Genomic DNA, 23,456 nt, shown 5'->3' with positions numbered 1-23,456 from the left:
CGGCGAGAGGCGCGAGAAGATCATTTGACCCAATCCGGCAGCCGGACGACGCCGTCGGCAGGCACGTCGAGCCGCGCAACGTTGGCGACCGCCCCCATCGGCAGGGTGGCGAACAGATGCGGGAACAGGTCGCCGCCGCGCGAGGCCTCCCATTTCAGCGCGTCCCCCAGCGGCGCCGCCGGTACCTGGAACAGCACCTGATCGCCCAGCCCGGCAAAGTAGAGCCGGATGGTCTCGCCCAGCTGCGCCGCGCTGGAAAAGTGAATGTAGCCATCCTTGAGGTCGATGGGCTGGCCGACAAAGCTGCCGGCAGCCAGCGACGCCTCATAGATCTCGCGGCTCGCGACCTTGTAGATGAACTCGGGGGTGGCCACGGGCATGCTCCTTGTCAGATGTCGGCTCGACCTTCCGGCCGTTTCGATCAGGCCGTGGTCACCAGCTTACCAGCCAGGGCGTCGGCGATCAGCTTGCGGGTCTCGGCGACGCCATAAAGCGCGATGAACGAGCCGAAGCGGGGGCCCTGATCGGCGCCGAGCAGCACCTGGTAAATGGCGCCGAACCAGTCGCGCAGCGGCTCGAAGTTGTGGGCGTTGCCGACCGCATAGACGATGTCCTGCAGTTCCTTGGCCTCGAGCGCTTCCTTGCCGGCCAGCTGGTCGGCGAGGTCCTGAAGCGCGGCGCGCTCCTTGTCGGTCGGCGCGCGGAACGTCTTGGTGGGCTTCACCTCGTCGTTGAAATAGCGCACGGCATAGCCGGCAAGCCGGTCGAGCTCGGGGTTGGTCGCCGGCGTCTCGTTGGGCAGGCGGCGCGAAATATAGTTCCACAGCGCCGACTTCTCGTGTGCGTTGGCGGCCGAGGCGAGGTTGAGCAGCAGGCCGAAGGTGATCGGCATGTCGACCACCGGCACCTTGCCCGAATGGATGTGGAAGGCCGGGTTCTCCAGCGCCGCCGCAGCGTCCTGGCCGTTATAGGCGGCGACGTACTGATAATACTCGTCGACGGCGCGCGGGATCACATCGAAATAGAGGCGCTTGGCCACCCGCGGCTTCTGGAACATGTAGAGGCTGAGGCTCTCGGTGCCGGCGTAGGTCAGCCACTCGTCGATGGTCAGCCCGTTGCCCTTCGACTTGGAAATCTTCTGGCCCAGGTCATCGAGGAACAGCTCGTAGACATAGTGCTCGGGCGGGGTGCCGCCGAGGATGGCGCAGATCTTGTCGTAGATGTGCTGGTTGGTCTGGTGGTCCTTGCCGAACATTTCGAAATCGACGCCGAGCGCCGCCCAGCGCATGCCGAAATCCGGCTTCCACTGCAGCTTCACGTGGCCACCGGTGACCGGCAGCGTCGTTTCGGTGCCGTCCTCGTCGAGAAAGGTGACGGTGCCCGCCTTGGCATCGACATGCTTCATCGCCACGTAGAGGACGCGGCCCGAAATCGGCGAGATCGGCAGGAACGGCGAGTAGGTCGCCTGCCGCTCTTCGCCGAGGCTGGGGAGCATCACCGCCATGATCTGGTCATAGCGCTCGGCGGCGCGCAGCAGCACTTCGTCGAAGCGGCCGGACTTGTAGTACTCGGTGGCGCTGGCAAACTCGTAATTGAAACCGAAGGTGTCGAGGAAGCGCCGCAGCATGGTGTTGTTGTGGTCGCCGAAACTCTTGTAATCGCCGCCGAACGGGTTCGGCACCGATGTCAGCGGCATCTGCAGGTAGGGCTCGAGCGCTGCGCGATCCGGCACGTTTTCCGGAATCTTGCGCATGCCGTCCATGTCGTCGGAAAAGCAGAGCAGCCGGGTCGGGATCTCGTCGCGGGTCAACAGCCGGAAGGCAGTGCGCACCATGGTGGTGCGCGCCACTTCGCCGAAGGTGCCGATATGCGGCAGGCCCGAGGGACCGTAGCCGGTCTCGAACAGCACTTCGGTGAGGCCCAGGCGCTCGACCCGAGCCACCAGTTTGCGCGCTTCCTCGAACGGCCAGGCGCGCGCCGTCTGCGCGGCGTCGAAGAAGGCGGGGTCGAGGGTCGGAAGCGGCGCGGGCACGGCAGGCCTCAGATGCTGAGTGGGGAGACGGCGCTCAATTGCACCAGCCGGCTTCGGGCGTCAATGGCAAGCGCCCGGCCCCGCCTTGCCAAGCGGCAGTGCGGTGCCTAGTTATGCGGGACTTTCCGACGCGGTCTCGAGTGCGCCGGAAAAGTCCACAATCCATGCCGAGGACCCGATGGCCATTTCCCTGCAGGACGCTCTCATCCACATCATGGTGGTCACCGCCTCGTCCGACGAAGGCATTTCCGACCACGAGCTGGATGTGATCGGCAGCCTGGTGATGCGCTCGCCGGTGTTTGCCGATTTTGACTTCGAGCGGCTTTCTGCGGTGGCCAATGCGGCGGTCGACAAGACCAACAGCGCCGGCCTCGATGCGGTGCTCGACGACGCTATCGCCGCGGTGCCCAAGCGCCTGCACGACACCGCCTATGCGCTGGCCGTGGAAGTCGCGGTGGTCGACGTGCAGCTGCCGCAGGAAGAGCTTCGCCTGCTCGAGATGGTGCGCGACCGGCTGGAGGTCGACCGGCTGGTCACTGCCGCGATCGAGGCCAGCGCCCGGGCCCGCATGCGTTCGGCCTGACGGGCCGATCCCGCTCAGTAGAAGCTGACCGGGAACCAGCGCAGGTAGAGCTCGTCGTAGACGCCCGAGCGCTTGAGCCGGGCCAGGCCGTAGTCGATGACCTGGCGGACGGCGTCGGCACCCGCCGGCACCGCTACGGCGAGGCCATTGCCGAACAGGTCGGGGCGAAAATACGGCTCGCCGGCGAAATCGCAGCAGCCGATATGTTCGTTGAGCCAGAACGAGGCGCGCATGGCGTCGCCGAAATAGGCATCCGCCTCGCCCTTCGCCAGCCCATCCAGCGCCGCAATCTCGCTGTCGAACTGTACGAGGCCAGCGGCGGGCAGATAGCGGCGGATGAACTCGGCATGGGCGGAGCCGCGACGCACCGCCACCCGCTTGCCCGCCAGCCCCTCGGGGACGAAATCGGTGGCGGCGGCAATGGGCGTGACGAAGCGCCCCGGCAGCATCAGGTAAATCTGCGAAAAGTCGAACAGCGCGCCATTCTGCGGCGTCAGAGCGAGGCCGGCGATCAGCGCGTCGCCCTGCTTATCCTCGAGCGCCCGGGCGGCCTGGTCCCACGGCCAGGCCTGCACGGTGCAGGTGATGGCGAGATCAGTGCAGAGCGCCCGCGCCAGGTCGACGTTGAAGCCGACCAGTTCGCCCTTGTCGTCGCGGAAGTTGAAGGGCGGGAAATCCGCCGTGGTCAGGAAGCGGATCGAGGGTACGGCGGCGAGGTTCGGAACGATTTCGCGGGCGCCTGGATCGATGTGATAGGGCAGCGCCTGCGCCAGCACCGGCGCCGAGGGGGCGAGCAGCAGAGCGAGGGCGAAGAGAAAGGCGCGCATGACGTCCCGGGGCGAGCGATCCCCGGCTTATCGCCCAATTCGCCGGCAAAGGCGAGGGCCGATGCCGGCTGTTCCCAAGCTCTCGACGGCGCCGCAGAACGCGGGCGCCTCCGTCGCGTTCAGGTGTAACGGTCCAACCCCAGATCGCCCACTTCGATCTCGGGCGCCCTGCCCGAGACGATGTCGGCCAGCACCCGGCCGGAGCCGGCCGCCATGGTCCAGCCAAGCGTACCGTGACCGGTGTTGAGGTAAAGGTTGGAAAGCGTCGAACGGCCCAGCACCGGAGTGCCGTCGGGGGTCATCGGCCGCAGGCCGCACCAGAAGCTGGCCCGAGTGGCATCCCCGGCATTGGGAAACAGCTCGCGCAGCGAACGGTCGAGCGGGCCGCGCCTTCCGTGGTGGAGCGTGGTGTCGTAGCCGGCGATTTCGGCCGTGCCGCCGACGCGGATACGGTCGCCCAGCCGGGTGGTCGCCACCTTGTAGGTCTCGTCCATCACGGTCGAGACCGGCGCCACCGACGCATCGGTGATCGGCACGGTCAGCGAGTAGCCCTTGATCGGATAGACCGGCAGGTTGATGCCGAGCGGCCGCAGCAGCAGCGGCGAATAGCTGCCGAGCGCTACGACATAGGCATCGGCAGTCAGCAGGCCCTTGTCGGTCGCGACGCCGCTCACCGCGCCGCCCGAGGTGGCGATGTGATCGATCGTGGTGCCGTAACGGAAGGCGACGCCGCGGCCGGCGGCCAGCGACGCGAGCCCCTCGGTGAACATCTTGCAGTCGCCGGTATCGTCATTGGCGAGGCGCAGCCCCCCGACAAACGGCACATTGGCGGTGGCGAGGCCGGGCTCGGCCGCGATGCAGCCGCGGGGGTCGAGCACTTCGTAGGGCACGCCGTACTGCTTGAGCACGGCGATGTCGTCGGCGGCGTGGTCGAGTTGTTTCTGCGCGCGGAACAGCTGCACCGTACCCTGCTGGCGCCCGTCGAAGGCGAGACCGGTCCGGGCCCGCAGCGCGATCATCATGTCGCGCGAGTATTCGGCGAGCCGGACCATGCGGCCCTTGTTGATGGCGTAGGCGCGCTCGGTGCAGTTGGCCAGCAGTTGCAAGCCCCAGATCCACATGCGTGGGTCGAGTTTGGGCCTGAGCACGAGCGGACCATCGGTCATCAGCAGCCATTTGATGGCCTTGGCCGGAATGCCCGGCCCGGCCCAGGGCGATGCGTAACCATAGGAGAGCTCGCCGGCATTGGCGTAACTGGTCTCGAGTCCCGGCCCCGGCTGCCGGTCGATAACGGTGACCTCGTGACCCGCTTCCGCCAGATAGTGGGCGGAGGTGGTGCCGATGACGCCCGAACCGAGGATTAGGACTTTCATGCCCTCATGATCACGAGTAAAGCCGGAAAGGCAATACGTGACAGCAAGATGGGCACGCCGCAGTGCATCGCCCATGCAAGCCGGCTTGCACTTGGATGCGCCGCTGGGCATGCTTTGCCGGCGGGGGCAAACGAGGATCATTGGGGAAGTAATCGGTGAGAATTGCCGCGCTATTCTTGGGCATGATTGCCGGGCTGTTTGCGCTCCTGGCGCCAAGCGCGCTGCGCATCGACCTGATCTCGCCATTCCTCGAAGCCTGGACGGCGACGTCGAACGAGCGGCTGCTCGGCACCATTATCTGGTATGCCATTGCCGGTGCGGCGATGCTGGGTGGGCTGCTGGCGACGGTAACTCCCGGTCTGGCGGCCAGTCTGCTGCTCGGAGCGGCGGTGGGCTGGCTGGGAATCGCCATTTCGGTGCCGCAACTGCTCACCTACCACCTGCTTGCCCCGGCAGGAGCCGCGGCTTTGGCCGCATTGTTCGCGTTCCTCGCGGGCGAGCTGCAGGTCCGGCGCCGACGCCTGGCGCGACGCAACCGCAAGCTCGCCGCCGAAGCGCCAGAGCTCGACAGCGAGTTCGAACGCGAGGCGGCGCTGCGCATGGATCCGCTGCTGATGCCGCGGCAGGATGCACCGCCACCGCCCAGGCGTCCCATCCCGCTCACCCTCGACGACGTGACTGTCACCTCCCGGCCGGTCAGCGAGCCGCCGCGGTGGCAAGACCTCGACCTGCCGCAGCCGCCGCGCCGTCACGATCCCGATCTGTGGGCGGAAGCGCGACGCGAACAACTCCGGCCTGCCGCCCCCGAAGCGCCCCGGGCACCGGTCGCGCCCGAGCCGCGAGCCGAACTGCGGGACCGCGAGCCGCCGCGGGCGCGACAGCCCCAGCCCGAGTTGCGGCGCGACTCGCAGCGGTATCCTGATCGGCAACCCGTCGAGCGCGGCCGCGCCTGGGTGCCGGTGCTGGCTGCGGTGGGTGCAGTATTCGGGCTCGCGATCCTCGCGGCCGGCGGCTACCTGATGGTGCGCGACGGCGCACTGGCGGCGCTGTTCGGACAACCGGGCAGCCCCGCGGTGGTAGCGAGCAGCGGGGCGCCGTCCACCGAGTCCGCCGCCGCGCCGCCCGTCGCCCCGCAGGCCGTTGCCGCACCGAGACTGCAACTGCCGGCGACGCCCGCAGCCACAACCAATGTCGCTGCCTTGCCCGAGGCGCCGGCAACGGCCGCGCCTGCCGTCACCGCGCCGTCGCCCCCGGTCGCCGCCGCATCGGCGCCGGCGATTGCCCCGTTGCTCGCCGAGCCCGAGACGGTCCCGGCTCGCGTCGCTGTGGCGCCACCGCAGACTTATGACGATCCCTTCGCCTATTGCCGTGCGGTCGGCACCGTCGACTATGTCGACTACCGCTACACCGGTCCGGCGACCGTCGAGGCGATAACCAGCACACTGCTGATCCCGGCGGGCTCGGCGCGCGACCGGGTGCGCTGGCGCTGCTTCGAAGGCGCGGTGCTGGCCTGCACCTCGTATATCGGGCCAATCTGCGACATGGCTCCGACCGTGCTCGAGATGCGCGAATTCTGCGAGCGCAACCCCAATGTGGAGCAACTGCTGGCGCCGAGCGGCACCTGGGCCTGCATCGACGGCAAGCCGCAACTGCCCGCCAATGCCAGCTGGCCGGTCGACGCCCGCGGCTTCCTTCCGCAAGGCTGGATCGCCGTGACCGATCCCAAGACCACCGGCGCGGGATGACGGCGGCAGGTGGCGCCCCACCCCTGCCCCACAGTTACACCCTCCGCCTAACGCCCCGCCGGACACGGCCAGTCGCTCCAGCACGAGTCAACGCAATGCTCTTGGCTCGCGCTCGAGCAACGGCGAGCCGTTACGGTCGCGGGCCGACGCAGCAACTGCAACTTGCAGCGAGCGAGATCCGGAAGTCAGTGCCTGAGGGATTGGAGCGGGTGAAGGGAATCGAACCCTCGTCGTAAGCTTGGGAAGCTTCTGCTCTACCATTGAGCTACACCCGCGACGGGTCCGTATGTGCCGGACTGCGGGGCGGGCGTCAAGGTGGGCAGCGCGCCATCTTGGTCGATCGGCGTCGCTGCCGGTGAGCCGATGCGCCGTGCCCGGTGGCAGCCTGGTATGCCGGCGGGGCTCGCCGGCAAACATTTCCTCCAGAACCACAAACAGCCGCACTTCCGGCTGCCCGGCATCCGCCCCTCGTCATGGAGCCGTGTGCGCGACGGCCGGCTGTGGCCTGCCGCTGCAACCCTCTGCAGTCCTTCGGAGATCTGCAGCTCGAAAGGCTGGCAACTTCGATCCGCGTTTCGATATCCGGCCCCAAGTGACAGGAAGTGCAACCTCGTGACGTTGTTTGGAATTGCACGGGAACATACCGTCTAGTTCCGAACGTGGACAGACAAAACCGGTAAGCTGGATCTATTCCCCCCCCAGACGCGTCTCTCGCTCAGAACGACGATCCGTCACGTCGAAAATATTCGACGGTGGCGATGTGAGCGACTGTGTCGCAGATGGCGGACTTTCTTGCATGGCACTGCGCCGTGGATCCGCCTGCCGGTAAATGATCCCCGAAAAACGGAACGTTGATACGTACATGTACATAGGTGAGGGATGAACAGGACTCTGACTGCCGCCGCCCTGGCGCTTATTCTTACGAGTGGAGCTCACGCCGCCGATTTGATCGTTGACGTCGACCAATCTGTAGTGGCTCCAGTAGATCTTCGGCTTTTCGACTGGTCCGGCGCTTACGTCGGCGGCCACATCGGATATGTGAGCGGACAGCAGAGCGACAACCTGCCGCCGCTGCCCGAGGGCGGAAAAGACCCGCTGCCGCAGTTTCCGGTCGAAGACCAATCGGGTGCCTGGCTGGGCGGGCTCCATGCCGGCTACAATTGGCAGAGCGGCGGTTTCGTCTATGGCCTTGAAGGCGACGTGGACTTCACCGGCCTGAAGCGCGGCAAGAATTTCAACACCTATAATGGCAATATCAGCTTGGGCGGCTCGCTGTTCATGGAGAGTGATGTGCAGGCCTCGTTGCGGGCGCGCGCCGGTCTCGCGATCGACTCGTGGTTGCTTTACGGGGCCGCCGGTATCGCCGTGGCCCGCGCTGAAGTTTCGGTCGTCGGCAACCCGAATTCGATCACCTATCCCCTCGTCTCGGACACGAACACCCATGTCGGATGGACGATCGGAGCAGGCATCGAGACGGCTTTCTCTCCCAACTGGATCGGACGGGTGGAGGCCCGCTACACTGATTTCGGCGCCCAGGCCTACGATCTTGGCGCATTCGGTGAGGCGGTCGAGTCCCGCTGGCGGCAGACCTCCGTCAACCTCGGCCTGAGTTACAAGTTCTGATTTGTCGAAGGGCCCTGCGTGAGGCGGGGCCCTTTACTGCCCTACCGCGATACCGATCCGGACTGCCCTACCGTCCCCCCATCCCGGCGTTCAGCGCGATCGAATTATAGATCAGCTTCTGCAACAGGATCGCCAGCACGATGCCGGGCAGCATCGAGAGGGCGGCCCCGGCCATGATGTAATTCCACTGCGTGCCCTGCTGGGTCTGGAAGTGGGTGAGGCCGACCGGCAGGGTGGCGTTTTCCTGGCCTGTCATGACGATCAGCGGCCAGAGGAAGTTGTTCCACTGGGCGATGAAGGTGAACAGCGACAGGAGCCCGATCGCCGGCATCGACAGCGGGATGATGATGCTGACGAGGATGCGCAGCCGCGAGGCGCCATCGATCAGCGCCGCTTCCTCGAGCGAATTTGGGATCGAGAGGAAGAACTGGCGCAAGAGGAACGCCCCGAAGGTGCCGAAGGCGACCGGCAGGATGACGCCCTGGAAGGTGTTGACCATGCCCAGGCTGTTGACGATCAGGAACAGCGGGATGATCAGCATGATCGCCGGCACCATCAGCGTGCCGACATAGCCCAGCAGAAGCGCATCGCGACCGGGGAACTTCAGCCGGGCGAAGGCATAGCCGGCGAGGCTGGAGACGACGACGGTGATGATGGTGACGCTGCCGGCGACGATCAGCGAGTTGAGGAAGAAGCGCCCGAAGGGCAGTTCCGACCAGGTCTTCTGGAAATTGTCCCACTGGAACTCATTGGGCAGGATGCGCACCGGGATGGCCAGCACCTCGGCATTGGAGCGCACCGCGTTCGACACCATCCAGAAGAACGGGAACAGGAACAGCAGCGCCACGAGGATCAGCGCGCCGTGGTTGAGGATGTCGAGCGCCAGGGTGACGCGCCGGGAACGGGCCTTAGTTGTCATAGTGCACCCACTTGCGCTGCAGCCAGAACTGGAGGGCGGTCAGCGCCATGATCAGCGCGAACATCACCCAGGCGATGGAAGAGGCGTAGCCCATCTGGAAATTCTGGAAGCCGCGCTGATAGATGGCATAGCCCAGTGTGGCCGTGGCGTTGCCCGGACCGCCGCGGGTCATCACGTAGATCTGGTCGAACACCTGCAGCGAGGTGATGGCGGTCATCACCGTGCCGAAGAACAGGGTGGGCGAGATCAGCGGCAGGCGGATTTTCCAGAAGCGATCCCAGGCGCTGGCGCCGTCGATCTTTGCGGCTTCGAGGTAGCTCGGCGGCACCATGTCGAGCGCGGCGTTGAACAGCACAGTGTTATAGCCGACATTGGCCCAGAGCGAGACGATGATCACCGCCTGCATGGCGAGCGTCTGGTCGGTGAGCAAGTTCGGTACGCCCAGCGACAGCGACTTCATGATGAAATCGAAGAAGCCGCCGGGCGCGAAGATCAGCATCCAGACGATGGCGACGGCGATTCCGGGTGTAAATGTGGGGAGGAAAAACACCACCCGGAACCACCGTTGCCCTCGCTTGAGGCTCGCGATCCAGGTCGCGAGCCCCACCGAGATGACGATGTTCAGCACCAGATATTCGACGGTGAAGAACAGCGTGTTGCGCAGCACCGTCCAGAATTGCGGGTCGGCGGTGAACAGCCGGACATAGTTCTGGACGCCGACAAAGGCAGGTTTGCCCAGCAGCTTCCAGTTGGTGAAGCTCAGCGCCAGCGAGGCGATGATCGGCAGCACCAGGAAGAGCAGTACGCCGAGCAGGCTGGGCAGGAGGAACAAGAACGCCGTGCGGCCGTCGTGGCGACCGCTGCGCCGTCGCGGGAGGACGGCCGGAGCACCGGTCGCGACCGCGGAATCCTCGATGAGCGTCATGGGCACCTCCTCCCTCACGGCGCCCCACGGGCGCCGGCAACGACAAGACGCCCGGCCGGATTCGGGGCCGGCCGGGCGTCCCGGACTTACGGCAGCTGGCTCTGGATATCGGCCAGCACCGCGTCCGTGGTGTTATCGCCGTTGAGCGCCAGCGGGATGTACTGGGTGATCAGGTTCTCGAACTCGTTCCAGCTCTCGTTGAGGCGGAACGGGGTCGAGTGTTCGAACGAGTATTGCAGCGTCTCGCGCGTGCCGCTGACATCCTTGGCAGCGACGTCGTACCAGAACTTCTGCTCGGCGAGGCGGCCAGGGAGTGCGCGACCGGCCGATGCGAGGATTTCGGCGGCCTTCGGACCGGTCAGCACCTTCAGCGCCTTGTAGGCCTCGTCCTTGTGCTGGCTGGCGGCCGAAATGCCCCAGCCCGAACCGGCAGTGATGAAGCGCGACGGCCCCTCGCCGCGCGGCAGCGGCGCCACGCCCATCTTGAAGTTCACCGCACCCTGGGTGGAGATCAGCGACCACGGGCCATCGATGTACATGGCGGCGTTGCCCGAGGCGAAGCGACCGGAGGCCGTGGCGGCGCCGGCGCCCGAAGCGAAGACCGGCGAGGCCTTGGCGACGGCCACGAGGTCGACGAGCTTGCCCACGGCGGCGGCATAGCCGGGATTGGTCAGATCGAACTGGTTCGCATCATTGAAGTATTCGGCGCCCAGCGCCACCGGTTCGGCGATGAAGTCGAAGGCCTGCACCGCATAGCCATAATTGTCGCCGCTGGTGAGCTTTTCGGCGGCGGCCTGGAAATCGGCGAAGCTCCAGTCAGGCTTGGGCTCGGCGAGCCCGGCCTCGGCGAACTTGTCGCGATTGTAGAACACCAGCCAGGGGCCGACGTCATAGGGCAGCGCGTACTGCACGCCTTCATGCGACAGGCCGCTGATGATCGAAGACTCGAACACCGACTTGTCGAATTTGTCGGCAGCGATGAACGGATCGAGCGGCTCGAGCACGCTGTAGAAGCTGGGCATGCGCATCGACTGCATGGCGACCAGGTCGGCAATCTGGCCCGATGAGGCCAGCACCGGCAGGCGGGTCCAGTAGTCGGTCCAGCCGGAGAATTGCGGCGTCACCTTGATGTTGGGGTATTCGGCCGTCACCAGGTCGGCAATCGACTGGAACAGCGGGGTATCCTTCTCGTCACCCCACATCTGCCAGGTCAGGTTGACCTGCTCCTGGGCAAGGCTGGCGGTGGACAGGATGGCGGTGCCGGCAAGGGCCACGGCAGCCAGGGTATGCATGAACTTCACGACGTGTCTCCTCAATCACTGTTGTCGTTTGGTCTTGGGTTTGTTTTGGTCTTCCGGAGTTCCTCGGCTCCGGCGTCACCACGGCCGGTCAAGCCGCGATCAGCACCTCCAGATCGGCGATCATGGCGATGAGTTCGGTGCGCTGGCGCTGGAAGGCATCGGGGTCGCGCCCCGGCTGCAGGATCGCCGCCATGCGGCAGGTGAAATCGGGCGGCAGCAGCTCCAGCTCGGCCGCCATTGGCAGGTTCCAGCCATCGCCCGGGTAGTAGGAACGGTTCAGCGCGAACACGACCTGGAGGATGGCGTTCGCCAGCTTGCCGGCAATGCCGACCAGGAACACCAGGTCGCGGCGCTCGACCTTGCTCGCGTAGTGGTAGTCGGCGGCCCAGTAGCTGAGAATCTCGCAATAGTGCCGCAGCACGGCGTCGCGCAGCGGCTCGGGATAGCGGGCCAGCTGTTCCTTCCAGTCGGCCAGCCGGCCTTCGGGGTCGTTGACGACGTGCTGGGTCGCGAGATCGGTCGGCAGGTGGTAGCCCCAGATGGTCCACTCGAAGCTCTTGGGGATGGCGGTGCCGCTGAGCCAGGCCGCCAGATCGCTCTCGACGCCGGCATAGCTGCGCATCCAGACCCCATCCATGCGCGCGCCCCGGGCCTGCCATTCCGCCATGCCGGCTTCGAACCGCCGCCATTGCGGCGTGGCTTTGACATCGGGCCGGTAGGCATGGGCGTAGACGCGGAAATCGTAGTCCGACTGCCGGTCCGATCGACCCTTGCCGCGCGAGCCGGCAAGGGCGACGGCGCCCGCGCCGTCCTCGGCGAGGTCGGCGACGAGCGGAGCCATCGCCGCAATCAGTTCGGGTTCGTCGGCCATGGCGTCACCCAGTCTGCGCTTGCCGTTCCCCCTCTCAGTCCTTGAGGATCAGCTCGACCACCGGGGTCACCACATCAGGCTTCAGCACCGGCAATTCGAGCGTCAGCATGCCGTCGCCGACGGCCACACCGATATTGGAATCTACTTCTGCATCGGGGTCGAGCCAGTGGATCTCGCTCGCATCGTGCAGGAACTGCGCATATTTCACCTTGCGCCCCAGCCCCTCGATATGGACGTGGCGGAACGGCCAGGTCTGCAGGTGCAGGTAGAGCCGGTTGCCCCTTTGGGTGAAGCGGGTGCCGGCAGGCGCCCGGTATTCAGACGGGCCGGCGCCGTAGATCGAGCGGCCGTTGACGTCGAGCCACTTGCCATAGGTCTCGAGCGCGGTGACCGCACGCGCATCGAAGGTGCCGCGGGCGGTGGGCCCGACATTCATCAGCAGGTTGCCGCCGAGCGCGACGGTGTCGATCAGGATATTGATCAACTGGCCGGCGTCTTTCCAGGTATTCTCGTCGCGGTGATAGCCCCATGAACCCGAGAAGGTGTGGCAGACCTCCCAGCGCACCGGCTTGCCGTTGATGGTGGGAGCGACGCGCGGCGTATACTGTTCGGGCGTCGCCAGATCCTTGGGGAAGTTGCCGTCGGTGGGCAGGTCCAGCCGGTCGCCGACGATGATGTTGGGCTGCAGCACGCGCACCAGCCCGATCAGCTCCTCGGACTGCCAGTCGGCGCGGCCCTTGCCGGGCATGCCGCGATACTCGCGCTTGGGATAGCTGAAGTCGAACCAGATCACCGAGATCTCGCCGAAGCCGGTGAGCAGTTCGCGCACCTGGTTGTGCATGTACTCGGCATATTTGGTGACGTCGCGGCTCTTGTTCATCTCCAGCGCGTCGGGATGGTTGCGCAGGGGATGGATGCCGTCTATCGGGAACTCGGGATGGTGCCAGTCGATCAGCGAATAGTAGAAGCCCACCTTCAACCCTTCGGCGCGGAACGCCTCGACATAGGGCTTCAGCAGGTCCTTGCCGTAGGGGGTGTTGGTCGCCTTGTAGTCGGTGAACTTCGAATCCCACAGGCAGAAGCCCTCGTGGTGCTTGGCGGTCAGCACCACATATTTCATCCCGGCCTCGCGCGCCCGGCGCGCCCACTGCTTGGGGTCGTAGAGGTCGGGGTCGAAGTTCTCGAAATACTTGCGATAGGCCTCAGGCGAAATCTCCTCGCGGTGCTGCACCCATTCGTGGCGCGCGGCGAGGGCATAAAGCCCGAAGTGAATGAACATGCCGAAGCGGTCATTGCTGAACCAGGCCTTGCCGGCAGACGAGTCGAGACCACCGCTAAGGGTGAGTGCGCTATCCAATCTATCCTCCTATCCGGACTATCGAACCGGTTCGATTTTCATCCTGATGGCGACGACGACATGAGTCAAGGTAGATTCTGGAACGCCGAGATCCTGAGGATTTTTCTTGCGCGGAGCCCCGTAACTGCTAGGTATTACAGCATATTTGCCTGCCGAGCGCCCCAACAGGTACAACTCTGCCATTGCATAGAAGCGGTTCGAGAACAGATCGATGACTACCATTCGTGATGTTGCCAAACTGGCGGAAGTCTCGGTCTCGACGGTGTCGCTGGCGCTGTCGAACCCGGGGCGGGTGAGCCAGAAAACCCTGGAACGGATCCGCAGCGCCGTGGCGGCCGTGGGCTATGTCGCCGACCCCCTGGCACAGAGCCTGGCGCGTGGCCGTTCCAAGATGATCGGGCTGGTGGTCGGCAATGTCGGCAACCCGTTCTTCGGCGACATTCGGCGCGAACTGGAGAACTATGCGCTCGAGCACGAGCATTTCGTGCTCATTGCCGACTCGTCAGGCAAACCCGAGCGTGAGCGCGCGCTGGTCGAGCACCTGATCGGGCTCAAATGCGCCGGCCTGGCGCTGGCGCCGTCGAGCTTCGGCTCGGACTACATCGGCTTCCTGCAGAGCCTCAAGGTGCCTGTGGTCTGCTTCGACCAGAAATTGGCCGGCGTCGAACGCGATTTCGTGGGTTCGGACAATTATCTGGCCGGCGCCATGCTGACCGAGCACCTGTTGCAGTTAGGGCATCGGCGGATCGCCTTCATCGCCGGTCCGAAGTACATGCATACCGCTGCCGAGCGGTATCGGGGCTTCGTCGAGACCATGGCAAGCGCCGGGGTCGAGGTGAACCCCAACTACGTGGTCGACGGCCAGTTCACCCGTACGGCCGGCTACGAGGCAGCGATGCGCCTGCTGATCCAGCCCGAACGCCCCACCGCGATCCTGGGCGCCAACAACGCGGTGGCGCTGGCGGCGCTGCAGGCGATGCAGGAGTTGGGCTTCGATTGTCCGGGGGATATCTCGCTGTGCATGATCGACCACGCACAATGGAGCAATGTCATCACGCCGCGCATCACCATGGTCGTGCAGGATACGCTCAAGCTGGGTGGCATCATTGCCCGGCAGCTCCTCCATCGCATCACCGCCACCGAGGCGGCCGCCGAGCCGGCGCAAGACTTCGTGCTGGCGCCGAAATTCGTGCCGGGGAACTCCTGCAGGCGGGTGTAGCGCGTCGGTTGCAGCGACGGTCCCTCCTTCGTCTGTGCCAGACGGCTCAGCGGTGTCGCCATCGTGCTTTGGCGTCTCGATGCGCTTTGCGCTATAGTCGAGACGTGACCCGACGATCCGGGACTGGTCTTGGTTTCGCGAGGTCAGGGAGGTCGTGAGATGGTTCGGACTGCGATTGCACTTGCCGTTCTCGTATTGAGCGGCGGAACGGCGCTGGCCCAGGGTGGCGATGCCACGCAGGGCGCGACGGTGTTCAAGAAATGCATGGCCTGCCATGCCATTGGCGACGGCGCCACGAACCGCGTCGGTCCAGTGCTGACCGGAGTGCTGGGACGAACGGCCGGTACCTATGAAGGCTTCAACTATTCGCAGGCGATGAAGGATGCGGGCGCCGGCGGGCTGGTCTGGACGCCCGAAACACTGGCGCAATTCCTCCCCAAGCCTGGCGCTTTCGTCAAAGGCACGAAGATGAGCTTCCCGGGGCTGGGCAAACCCGAGGACGTCGCGAACGTCATCGCCTACCTCGCGACCTTCTCGCCGGATTTCAAGCCGGCGGCACCGCAATAGCCGCCCGCATCAGTGAACGACCGGCGCGGGCACCGCGGGGCTCGCGCCGAAGAACTCCAGGCGCGTGAAGAAGGTGTAGTCCGCTTCGAACGCCATGATCACCACGAAGATCAGCACCAGGATCGGCGGCACCAGGATGGCGTAGCTGAGCGCCAGCCGCTCCCAGGCCATGTGCATGAACACCGCGATGATCAGCCCGGCTTTGCCCAGCATCAGCATGAGAATCAGGCCCCAGCGCAGGTAGCCCTGGAACTGCAGCAGATCGACCAGGTAGGAGCAGGCGCTGAGCACGAACAGCCAGAACCAGACGATCAGGTAGAGCCGGATGGGATGCTGCTGTCCCTCGGCATGGGCGTCGGGCGCCGCGAGGGCTTCGGAGCTCATATGTGCTTCAGCCATGATTGTCTCCTCACCACAGGTAGAACAGCGCGAAGATGAAGACCCACACCAGGTCGACGAAGTGCCAGTAAAGGCCGGTGATCTCGACGATCTCCCAGCGCCCCCTGCGTGAGGTGAAAAAGCCCTTCCGACCAGTGTCGAAGTCGCCGCGCCAAACCTTGCGGGCCATCAGGATGAGGAAGATCACCCCGATGGTGACGTGGGTGCCGTGGAAGCCGGTGATCATGAAGAACACCGAGCCGAACTGCGGCGCGCCCCAGGGGTTCTCCCAGGGACGGACGCCCTCGGAGATGAGCTTGGTCCACTCGAACGCCTGCATGCCGACAAAGGTGGCGCCCAGCGCCGCCGTCAGCAGCATCAGCACAGTGGTCTTCACCCGGTCGCGGCGATAGCCGAAGTTCACCGCCATCGCCATGGTGCCGCTCGAGGAGATCAGGACGAAGGTCATGATGGCGATGAGGATCAGCGGTATGTGCACGCCACCGATTTCGAGCGCAAACACCTCGGACGGGTTCGGCCAGGCTTCGGACGTCGACATGCGGGCCGTCATGTAGGCGATGAGGAAGCAGCTGAAGATGAAGGTGTCCGAGAGCAGGAAGATCCAGATCATCGCCTTGCCCCAGGAGGCGGTCTTGAAGGCGGTCCGGTCGGACGACCAGTCGGAGACGAAGCCGCCAAGGCCTGGTTGCGGATCGGTGTTGGTCACGGCCGGATCGGACATCACGGGCTCCCTCAGCTCAGCAACTCTTGGCAGAATGCGACGAACTCGCTGGCCCAGCCGGCCAGCAGGCTGAACAGCACCATCCAGACGAACAGCATGAACAGCCAATAGGTGGCGCAGAGCTCGACATTGAGCCGGGCGCTCTCCACGCCACCCCTGCCCCAGGCCTTGACGCCGGCCCAACCCAGCGCCGCGAGACCGCCGAGAATGTGCAGACCATGCAGCCCGGTGACGAGGTAGAAGAAGCTGTTGGCCGGGTTGCCGTCGACGAGATAACCCGATGCCGCCAGCTCACTCCAGGCGATCAACTGACCGACGAGGAAGGTGACTGCGAAGACGCCCGCCGCGGCGAGCCCGAGCCGGAGCTGCACCTGGCTGCGCCGATGCACGGCCCGCTGCGCCCATTCGAGTGCGAGACTCGAGGCCACCAGCATGGCCGTGTTGAACCACAGGATCGGCGGTACCGGCAGCGGCTGCCAGTCACCGAGTTCGCGGCGCATGAAATAGGCGCCGGTTAGCAGGGCGAACAGCGAGCCGACCACGGCCAGCAGAAAACCGAGGCCGACCCGCTTGGCGGGATCGCGGGACGCGCCGAAATCCGGCACGCCCTCGATCACCCCCTGCTCCAGCCACGGCTTGACGGTGAGCCGCTGGCGGGCCAGCCACCAGCCGGCCAGGGCGGCGAGGATGGCAAAGAACATCACCACGACGCTCATCGCCTGGCGCTCCGGCGCTTGCGCGGCGCGTCGTGCGGCGGGTTCGGGCCCGGCTGGTTCTGCGGGATGAAGTCCTCGGCGGCACCGGGGACGCTGTAGTCATAAGCCCAGCGATAGACCACCGGCAGCTGGGGGCCGAAATTGCCGTGCGCGGGCGGTGTCTGCGGCGTCTGCCACTCGAGCGTGGTGGCCCGCCAGGGGTTGCCGCCCGCCGGGTTGCCGTGCCGGATCGACCACAGGAGGTTGAAGACGAAGACCAGTTGCGCGGCGCCGACGGTCAGCGCCATCACGGTGATGAAGATGTTGAGATCGTGCGCCGAAGGCGGCTGGAACGAGATGTCGCCGGATTCGAAATAGCGCCGCGGCACCCCCAAGATGCCCAGATAGTGCATGGGGAAAAAGATCAGGTAGGCGCCGAGGAAGGTGACCCAGAAATGCAGCTGGGCCAACCTGTTGTCGAGCATGCGGCCGGTGATCTTGGGGTACCAGTGATAGATGGCGCCGAAGATGACGAGGATCGGCGCGACCCCCATCACCATGTGGAAATGCGCCACCACGAACATGGTATCGGACAGCGGCACATCGACCACCACATTGCCGAGGAACAGCCCGGTGAGCCCGCCATTGACGAAGGTGACGATGAAGGCGAGCGCGAACAGCATGGGCGGGTTGAGGTGGATGTCGCCGCGCCACAGCGTCAGCACCCAGTTGTAGACCTTGATCGCCGTCGGCACCGCGATGATCAGCGTGGTGATGGCGAAGAAGAACCCGAAATAGGGGTTCATGCCGCTCACATACATGTGGTGGGCCCAGACCACGAAGCTGAGCGCGCCGATGATCACGATGGCCCAGACCATCATGCGGTAGCCGAAGATGTTCTTTCTGGCGTGCGTGCTGATCAGGTCGGAGACGATGCCGAAGGCCGGCAGCGCCACGATGTAGACCTCGGGGTGGCCGAAGAACCAGAACAGGTGCTGGAACAGGATCGGGCTGCCGCCCTGGTGCGGCAGCAGGTTGCCCATCTCGACCACCGCCGGCATGAAGAAGCTGGTGCCGAGCAGCTTGTCGAACAGCATCATGACGCAGGCGACGAACAGCGCCGGGAAGGCGAGCATGGCCATGATCGTGGCGATGAAGATGCCCCAGACGGTGAGCGGCATCCGCATCAGCGTCATGCCGCGGGTCCGCCCCTGCAGCACGGTAACGACATAGTTGAGCCCGCCCATGGTGAAGCCGATGACGAACAGGATCAGCGACACCAGCATGAGCACGATGCCACCCTCCTGCCCCGGGGTGTTGGAGAGGATGGCCTGCGGCGGATAGAGGGTCCAGCCGGCGCCGGTCGGGCCGCCGGGCACGAACCAGCTGGCGACCAGCACCAGCACGGCAAGCAGGTAGGTCCAGTAGCTGAGCATGTTGACGTAGGGGAACACCATGTCCCGCGCCCCCAGCATCAGCGGGATCAGGTAGTTGCCGAAGCCGCCGAGGAACAGCGCGGTGATCAGGTAGATCACCATGATCATGCCGTGCATGGTGATGAACTGGTAGTAGGCGGCGGCGTCGATGAAGCTGAGGAAACCGGGGAAGGCCAGCTGCATGCGCATCAGCCAGCTGAGCACCAGCGCCAGCATGCCGATGGCGAGCGCCGTGCTGGCATACTGAATGGCGATGACCTTGGCATCCTGCGAGAAGACGTAGCGCGTCCACCAGCTTTTGGGATGGTAGAGTTCGGCATCCGCAAACTCGGCGTGGGCAGTTGGCTCGTGAGTGGCGTCGACCATCGGAGTGCCTCCTCGCACGTCGTCTGATCCGCAGTCCCGTCCGGAAGTCAGTCCGGCCGCCTCAATCGAGCGTGGCCGTCTTGAGCACCTCCGGGGCGTAGAGCTGGGCATAAGTCTGCTGGCCGGCGAGCCAGGCGTCGTAATCTTCCTGCGTGTCGATCACCACGCCGCCGCGCATGTAGGGATGGCCGGTGCCGCACAGCTCTGCGCAGAGCACTTCGAACTGACCGGTGCGGGTGGGCGTGAACCAGAAATAGGTGACGGCGCCGGGGATCATGTCCATCTTGGAGCGGAACTCGGCGACGTAGAAATCGTGCAGCGTATCGACCGAGCGCAACAGCAGCTTCACCGGCTTGCCGACCGGCAGGTGCAGGTAGTCGGCCTCGATCAGCACGTCGTCGCGACCGTTGGGATCGTCAGGCTTGATGCCGTAGGGATTGTCGGTGGCGACGAGCCGGGTATCGGTGAGGCCGAGCTTGCCGTCAGCGCCCGGCAACCGATAGGCCCATTGCCATTGCGCGCCCATGACCTCGGCCTCGCTCGCCCCGGCCGGCACGTTGATGAACTGGCTCCAGACGAACAGGCCGGGAATCAACATGGCGGCGACGCCGACGGCGGTCAGCCCCATCAGCCAAGTCTCGAGCCGCCGGTTCTCGGGCTGGTAGTCGGCCTTCTGCCCGTCCTTGTGCCGGAAGCGCCAGACGCAGTAGGCGACGAACAGCACCACTGCAGCGAAGACCGCGCCGGTGATCCAGAAGGTGATGATGATGGTGTTGTCGATATAGCCCCAGTTGGAGGCGATCGGAGTCCACCACCAGGGGCTCAGGAAGTGGAACACCACCGAGCCGACGACGATCAGCACGAGAACGACTGCTACGACCATCCCGCTCCTCCTCCAGAGGGGGCAGACGCTGAGGCAGTCGGCGCCTGGCGCGGCGCAAAACAGACGTCGGGCGCAGCAGGGAGTTCTGCTCGTCTTCGGCCATGCGTGGCGCATCGCTACAGAGCAAACATGACCCGGGTGACCGCAGGCCAAGTAGAATCGGAGCCATATTTGCTTTAGGCACCGGCACTTACGACTTGATAATCACATCGACGCACAGGCTTGTCAATTGTGACCAATTCTCGCACGTCGCCATGACATCTGACCGACAACGTTCGCGCGAGCGACGCTTGTTTGGAGTGCGGCTGGACGGTAAGCTCGCGGAGGACTTGCGGCCGGTTGGCTAACGCCCGACCGGCAGGTCCATCGAGAGATGGCGATGCAGACGTGTTCCAAGTGCGGCTTCAGCAATCCGGACTCGGCAAGATTCTGCGCCAATTGCGGCAACGCGCTCGAGCCAGCCCGCCCGGTCGAAGGCGAGCGCCGCTTCGCGACCGTGCTGTTTGCAGACGTCGCCCGCTCCACCGCAATCGCCGAGCAGATGGACCCGGAAGATTGGGCCGGCATCATGAACGGCGCCTTCGCGTTCATGAATGCGGCCGTCTCGCATTATGGCGGCACGGTGTCGCGGCTGATGGGCGACGCTGTGCTGGCGCTGTTCGGCGCCCCCATCGCGCATGAGGACGATGCCGAGCGGGCCGTGCGGGCGGGGCTCGAGATGCAGGAGGCGGCGATGCGATATGCCGCTGGGATCAAACAGCGGCATGGCGTCGATTTCGACCTTCGGGTCGGGATCAATACCGGCACGGCCGTCTTGGCCTTTGTCGGCGATGCGATCAAGACCGAGTATACGGCGCTCGGCGATGCGGCTAATGTCGCCGCCCGGCTGCAGTCGGCGGCCGAGCCGGGTACGGTGCTGATCAGCGCCGACACGCACAAGCTGGTGCATGCGCTATTCGACTTCCGGCCGCGCGGCCGGATCGAGATGAAGGGCAAGAGCGAGGCGGTCGACTCCTACGAGGTCGCAGGCATCAAGGCGATCCCCGAGGCGACGCGGGGACTGGCGGGGCTGAGCTCGCCGCTGGTGGGACGCGCACACGAGCTCGGGCTGCTGGGTGACCGGCTCGGCGAGCTGACCAAGGGCATCGGCTCGGTGGTGGCGGTGATCGGCGAAGCCGGGCTTGGCAAATCGCGGTTGATCGCCGAGTTGAAGCACCTGCGCGACGCCCTGCCCGAGCCGCGGCCGATCTGGCGGGAAACCCGGGCGATCTCCTACGGCCAGGCGATCCCCTATTATCCGTGGCGACAGCTGGGCCGGTCGATCGTCGGCGCCGACGACATGGATGCGGCCCCCGCGGTGCGTGAGAAGATCGCAGCCTGGGTCGAGCGGCTGGGGCTCAACCCCGCCGACATCCCGTTCTACGAGACGATGATCGCGGTGGAAGGCGAGGCCAGCCGAGCGACGCTGCGCAGCATGTCCGGCGAGTCGGTGGTCAACGGCGTCGCGGCGGCGATCGTCAACGCCATCAAGACGGTGATGCATGCCGACGGCCGGATGACGCCCTATGTGATGGTGATGGATGACCTGCACTGGTCGGACTCCGCGACGCTGGAGCTGATCGCCCAAGTCGCGACCCTCGCGGCGTTCGAGCCGATCATGCTGGTGACGATCCTCAGGCCGGATCGGAAAGCGGCGAGCTGGCAATTGCTGGACCGGCTGCAGGGAAGCCTGGGCAGCAGTTTCTCTCGCATCGATCTCGAGCCGCTCAATGCCGCGGGGTCGAGTGAGCTGCTGGGCAACCTGCTGCATATCGAAGAGCTGCCCGAGAGCATCCGGGCGCAGATCCTCGAGCGCTCCGAGGGCAACCCATTCTATCTCGAGGAGGTGCTGCGCTCGCTGATCGACGGCGGCCAGGTGGTGCGCGAAGGCGAGCATTGGCGAGCGACCCGCGCCATCCTCGAAGCGAGCATTCCCGACACGCTGGCGGGAGTGCTCAGTTCGCGCATCGACCGGCTGCCCGACGCCACCAAGCGGGTGGCCCAGACGGCGGCGGTGATCGGCCGGGTGTTCCAGCACCGGGTGCTGGAATCGGTGCTGCATAGCGGGCCGGCGCCGGAACGGATCGAGCATGTCGAGCCGCATCTGGCGACGCTGAGCTATGAGCAACTGGTGCGCGAGAAGGCGCGCGACCCCGAGCGCGAATACATCTTCAAGCATGCCCTGACCTGCGAGGCGGCCTATGACCTGCTACTGCGCTCGCGCCGGCGGGACCTGCACGCGCGTTGCGGCGCGGCGCTGGAAGCGCTGTTCGCCGAGCGGCGCGACGAGTTCGCGGCGATGCTGGCGCACCATTTCGAGCAGGCCGGTGAGCTCGAGCGGACGCTGCAATATGCGCGGATCGCCGCCGACAATGCGCGGCGGGTCTATGCGGTGAGCGAGGAACTGGAGCACCGCGAGCGAATCCTCTCGACGCTTGAAAAACTTCCGGGCGCCATGCCCGCCGAGCTCATTGACGCCATTCTCGAATGGGCCTGGGTGCGCAACCGTCGGGCGCAGTATGACGGCCTGCTGGAAAGGCTCGAGCAGGCCGTGCAGATCGCCCGGGAGCTGGGCGACAAGCGGCGGCTGGGCCTGGCGCTGTCGTGGGTGGGCAATGTCCACATGGTCACGGGCTTTCCCTCGCGCGGCTTTCGCTATCTCGAGGAGGCGCAGGCGCTCGCCGCCGAGACTGGCGACGACCAAGTGCTGCTGCTGCCGCTGTTCATCGCCACCTGGTCGCTGGTCGAGCGCGATGCCCGCTCGGGCGAAGAGAAGCTCGCCCAGGTGATCGACATGGCGCGCAAGCAGGATGCGCCGGATATTCTCGGCCATGCCCTGACCTACCGGGCGATCGCCCTCGCGCGGCTCGGCCAGTTCGACGAAGCCAGCGCGCTGGTCGACGAGGCGCTGGCGATGGTTTCCAGCATCAGTTCGCCGGTGAAACGGGCCGACGTGCATATCGGCGCCGGTATGGCGTACTATGACATGGGTGATATCGAGAAGGGCCTCGAGCACGCCCATATCGGCGCCGATCTCGCCATGTCCGCCAACGGCCTCGAATGCGCCTGCGCCGGCTATTTCGGCGTCGGCCGCGGCGAGCTCGACCGGCGTAACCTCGACGATGCGCTGGCGCAGTTCCGGCGTTCGCTGAAGCTCGCCGATGCGGTCGGCATGGACTATTACATCAACCTGATCCGCGCCGGCGTGGCCGAAGCCGAGTTCGAAAAGGGCTCGACCGGTTCGGTCGAGCAGTTGCGCAGCGCCATCGACAGCGCCCGCTCGACCGATGATGATTTCGTCGTCGCAGCGCTGGCCATGCCGTTCGCCCGCGCGCTGCTGAGGCTCGAACGTGCGAGCGAGGCACGCGACGCCATCAGCTCGGCGATCGGCTATTTCCGTCGCATGAATCTGAAGCCTTATCTCGCCAATGCGCTGAGCGTCTTGGGCGATGTCGCCGACGTCCAGGGCGAAGGCGAGCTCGCCGCGAACGCCCGCCTCGAAGCCGCGAGCCTCCGAGACGAGATCAAGCTGCCGCCGGCGACGGCTACCCCGCCCCACATGCTTCAGGCCTAGC

General features: G+C 65.5%; 20 protein-coding genes and 1 tRNA gene. 6 read left to right on the top strand and 15 right to left on the bottom strand.

What is annotated here, in order from left to right; all coding sequences use genetic code 11:
• Positions 1-20 precede the first annotated feature (20 nt).
• Positions 21-374, bottom strand: coding sequence for a DUF952 domain-containing protein (locus APS40_RS16110; RefSeq protein WP_442855808.1), 354 nt, complete (start codon positions 372-374; stop codon positions 21-23).
• A 47-nt stretch (positions 375-421) separates the two neighbouring features.
• A complete protein-coding gene (locus tag APS40_RS16105; RefSeq protein ID WP_442855871.1) occupies positions 422-2,071 on the bottom strand; it encodes a lysine--tRNA ligase in 1,650 nt (549 codons plus the stop codon).
• Positions 2,072-2,210: 139 nt separating this feature from the next.
• Here APS40_RS16105 and APS40_RS16100 point away from each other — a divergent pair, with 139 nt between their 5' ends.
• Complete coding sequence (locus APS40_RS16100; protein WP_055048024.1) at positions 2,211-2,615, top strand: tellurite resistance TerB family protein; 405 nt, start codon at positions 2,211-2,213, stop codon at positions 2,613-2,615.
• A 14-nt stretch (positions 2,616-2,629) separates the two neighbouring features.
• Here APS40_RS16100 and APS40_RS16095 read toward each other — a convergent pair whose 3' ends face one another.
• Both APS40_RS16095 and APS40_RS16090 read right to left on the bottom strand, forming a co-directional pair.
• A complete protein-coding gene (locus APS40_RS16095; protein WP_055048023.1) occupies positions 2,630-3,442 on the bottom strand; it encodes a transporter substrate-binding domain-containing protein in 813 nt (270 codons plus the stop codon).
• 119 nt (positions 3,443-3,561) lie between these two features.
• Positions 3,562-4,815 (bottom strand): D-amino acid dehydrogenase, encoded by a 1,254-nt coding sequence (locus tag APS40_RS16090; RefSeq protein WP_055048022.1) that lies wholly within the window; start codon positions 4,813-4,815, stop codon positions 3,562-3,564.
• 155 nt (positions 4,816-4,970) lie between these two features.
• On the opposite strand from APS40_RS16090, the gene APS40_RS16085 reads away from it, so the two are divergent.
• Positions 4,971-6,560 carry a hypothetical protein gene (locus APS40_RS16085; protein ID WP_156342959.1) on the top strand — a complete coding sequence of 530 codons (1,590 nt, stop codon included), beginning with the start codon at positions 4,971-4,973 and terminating at the stop codon, positions 6,558-6,560.
• A gap of 201 nt (positions 6,561-6,761) precedes the next feature.
• Here the strand turns inward: APS40_RS16085 and APS40_RS16080 are convergent.
• A tRNA-Gly gene (locus APS40_RS16080) sits at positions 6,762-6,835 on the bottom strand.
• Positions 6,836-7,439: 604 nt separating this feature from the next.
• Here APS40_RS16080 and APS40_RS16075 point away from each other — a divergent pair.
• Positions 7,440-8,183, top strand: a complete 744-nt coding sequence (locus APS40_RS16075) for an outer membrane protein (protein WP_082434456.1) — start codon at positions 7,440-7,442, stop codon at positions 8,181-8,183.
• A gap of 67 nt (positions 8,184-8,250) precedes the next feature.
• On the opposite strand, the gene APS40_RS16070 is transcribed toward APS40_RS16075, so the two are convergent.
• The 5 genes from APS40_RS16070 to APS40_RS16050 all read right to left on the bottom strand — a co-directional run bounded on the left by APS40_RS16070 (position 8,251) and on the right by APS40_RS16050 (position 13,556).
• Positions 8,251-9,102 (bottom strand): carbohydrate ABC transporter permease, encoded by an 852-nt coding sequence (locus APS40_RS16070; RefSeq protein ID WP_055048019.1) that lies wholly within the window; start codon positions 9,100-9,102, stop codon positions 8,251-8,253.
• A complete protein-coding gene (locus tag APS40_RS16065) occupies positions 9,092-10,018 on the bottom strand; it encodes a carbohydrate ABC transporter permease (RefSeq protein ID WP_442855870.1) in 927 nt (308 codons plus the stop codon). The genes APS40_RS16070 and APS40_RS16065 overlap by 11 nt, the downstream gene beginning before the upstream one ends.
• A gap of 95 nt (positions 10,019-10,113) precedes the next feature.
• Positions 10,114-11,319 (bottom strand): ABC transporter substrate-binding protein, encoded by a 1,206-nt coding sequence (locus APS40_RS16060; protein WP_236884284.1) that lies wholly within the window; start codon positions 11,317-11,319, stop codon positions 10,114-10,116.
• Between the two features lie 97 nt (positions 11,320-11,416).
• The gene (locus tag APS40_RS16055; RefSeq protein ID WP_055048016.1) at positions 11,417-12,199 is read right to left on the bottom strand and encodes a DUF4037 domain-containing protein; all 783 of its coding nucleotides are present in this window, start codon (positions 12,197-12,199) and stop codon (positions 11,417-11,419) included.
• Between the two features lie 34 nt (positions 12,200-12,233).
• Positions 12,234-13,556, bottom strand: a complete 1,323-nt coding sequence (locus tag APS40_RS16050; protein WP_055048015.1) for an alpha-L-fucosidase — start codon at positions 13,554-13,556, stop codon at positions 12,234-12,236.
• A 211-nt stretch (positions 13,557-13,767) separates the two neighbouring features.
• Here APS40_RS16050 and APS40_RS16045 point away from each other — a divergent pair, with 211 nt between their 5' ends.
• A complete protein-coding gene (locus APS40_RS16045; protein WP_055048014.1) occupies positions 13,768-14,775 on the top strand; it encodes a LacI family DNA-binding transcriptional regulator in 1,008 nt (335 codons plus the stop codon).
• Positions 14,776-14,934: 159 nt separating this feature from the next.
• Positions 14,935-15,342 (top strand): c-type cytochrome, encoded by a 408-nt coding sequence (locus tag APS40_RS16040; RefSeq protein WP_055048013.1) that lies wholly within the window; start codon positions 14,935-14,937, stop codon positions 15,340-15,342.
• 9 nt (positions 15,343-15,351) lie between these two features.
• Here the strand turns inward: APS40_RS16040 and APS40_RS16035 are convergent, their stop codons facing one another.
• From APS40_RS16035 to APS40_RS16015, 5 genes are all read right to left on the bottom strand, one after another.
• The gene (locus APS40_RS16035) at positions 15,352-15,741 is read right to left on the bottom strand and encodes a cytochrome C oxidase subunit IV family protein (RefSeq protein WP_055048012.1); all 390 of its coding nucleotides are present in this window, start codon (positions 15,739-15,741) and stop codon (positions 15,352-15,354) included.
• Positions 15,742-15,751: 10 nt separating this feature from the next.
• Complete coding sequence (locus tag APS40_RS16030; RefSeq protein ID WP_055048011.1) at positions 15,752-16,462, bottom strand: heme-copper oxidase subunit III family protein; 711 nt, start codon at positions 16,460-16,462, stop codon at positions 15,752-15,754.
• An 11-nt stretch (positions 16,463-16,473) separates the two neighbouring features.
• Complete coding sequence (locus APS40_RS16025) at positions 16,474-17,178, bottom strand: cytochrome c oxidase subunit 3 (protein ID WP_055048010.1); 705 nt, start codon at positions 17,176-17,178, stop codon at positions 16,474-16,476.
• On the bottom strand, positions 17,175-18,959 hold the full coding sequence (locus APS40_RS16020; protein WP_055048009.1) for a cytochrome c oxidase subunit I: 1,785 nt from the start codon (positions 18,957-18,959) through the stop codon (positions 17,175-17,177). Before APS40_RS16020 ends, APS40_RS16025 begins: the two co-directional genes overlap by 4 nt.
• A 61-nt stretch (positions 18,960-19,020) precedes the next feature.
• Positions 19,021-19,842 carry a cytochrome c oxidase subunit II gene (locus tag APS40_RS16015; protein ID WP_055048008.1) on the bottom strand — a complete coding sequence of 274 codons (822 nt, stop codon included), beginning with the start codon at positions 19,840-19,842 and terminating at the stop codon, positions 19,021-19,023.
• Between the two features lie 379 nt (positions 19,843-20,221).
• On the opposite strand from APS40_RS16015, the gene APS40_RS16010 reads away from it, so the two are divergent.
• Positions 20,222-23,455, top strand: coding sequence for an adenylate/guanylate cyclase domain-containing protein (locus tag APS40_RS16010; protein ID WP_055048007.1), 3,234 nt, complete (start codon positions 20,222-20,224; stop codon positions 23,453-23,455).
• Position 23,456 lies beyond the last annotated feature (1 nt).

The organism is Devosia sp. A16 (assembly GCF_001402915.1).
GTDB lineage: Bacteria > Pseudomonadota > Alphaproteobacteria > Rhizobiales > Devosiaceae > Devosia_A.
Note: the sequence above shows the minus strand (reverse complement) of the source record. Positions and strands in the feature narration are given on the sequence as shown.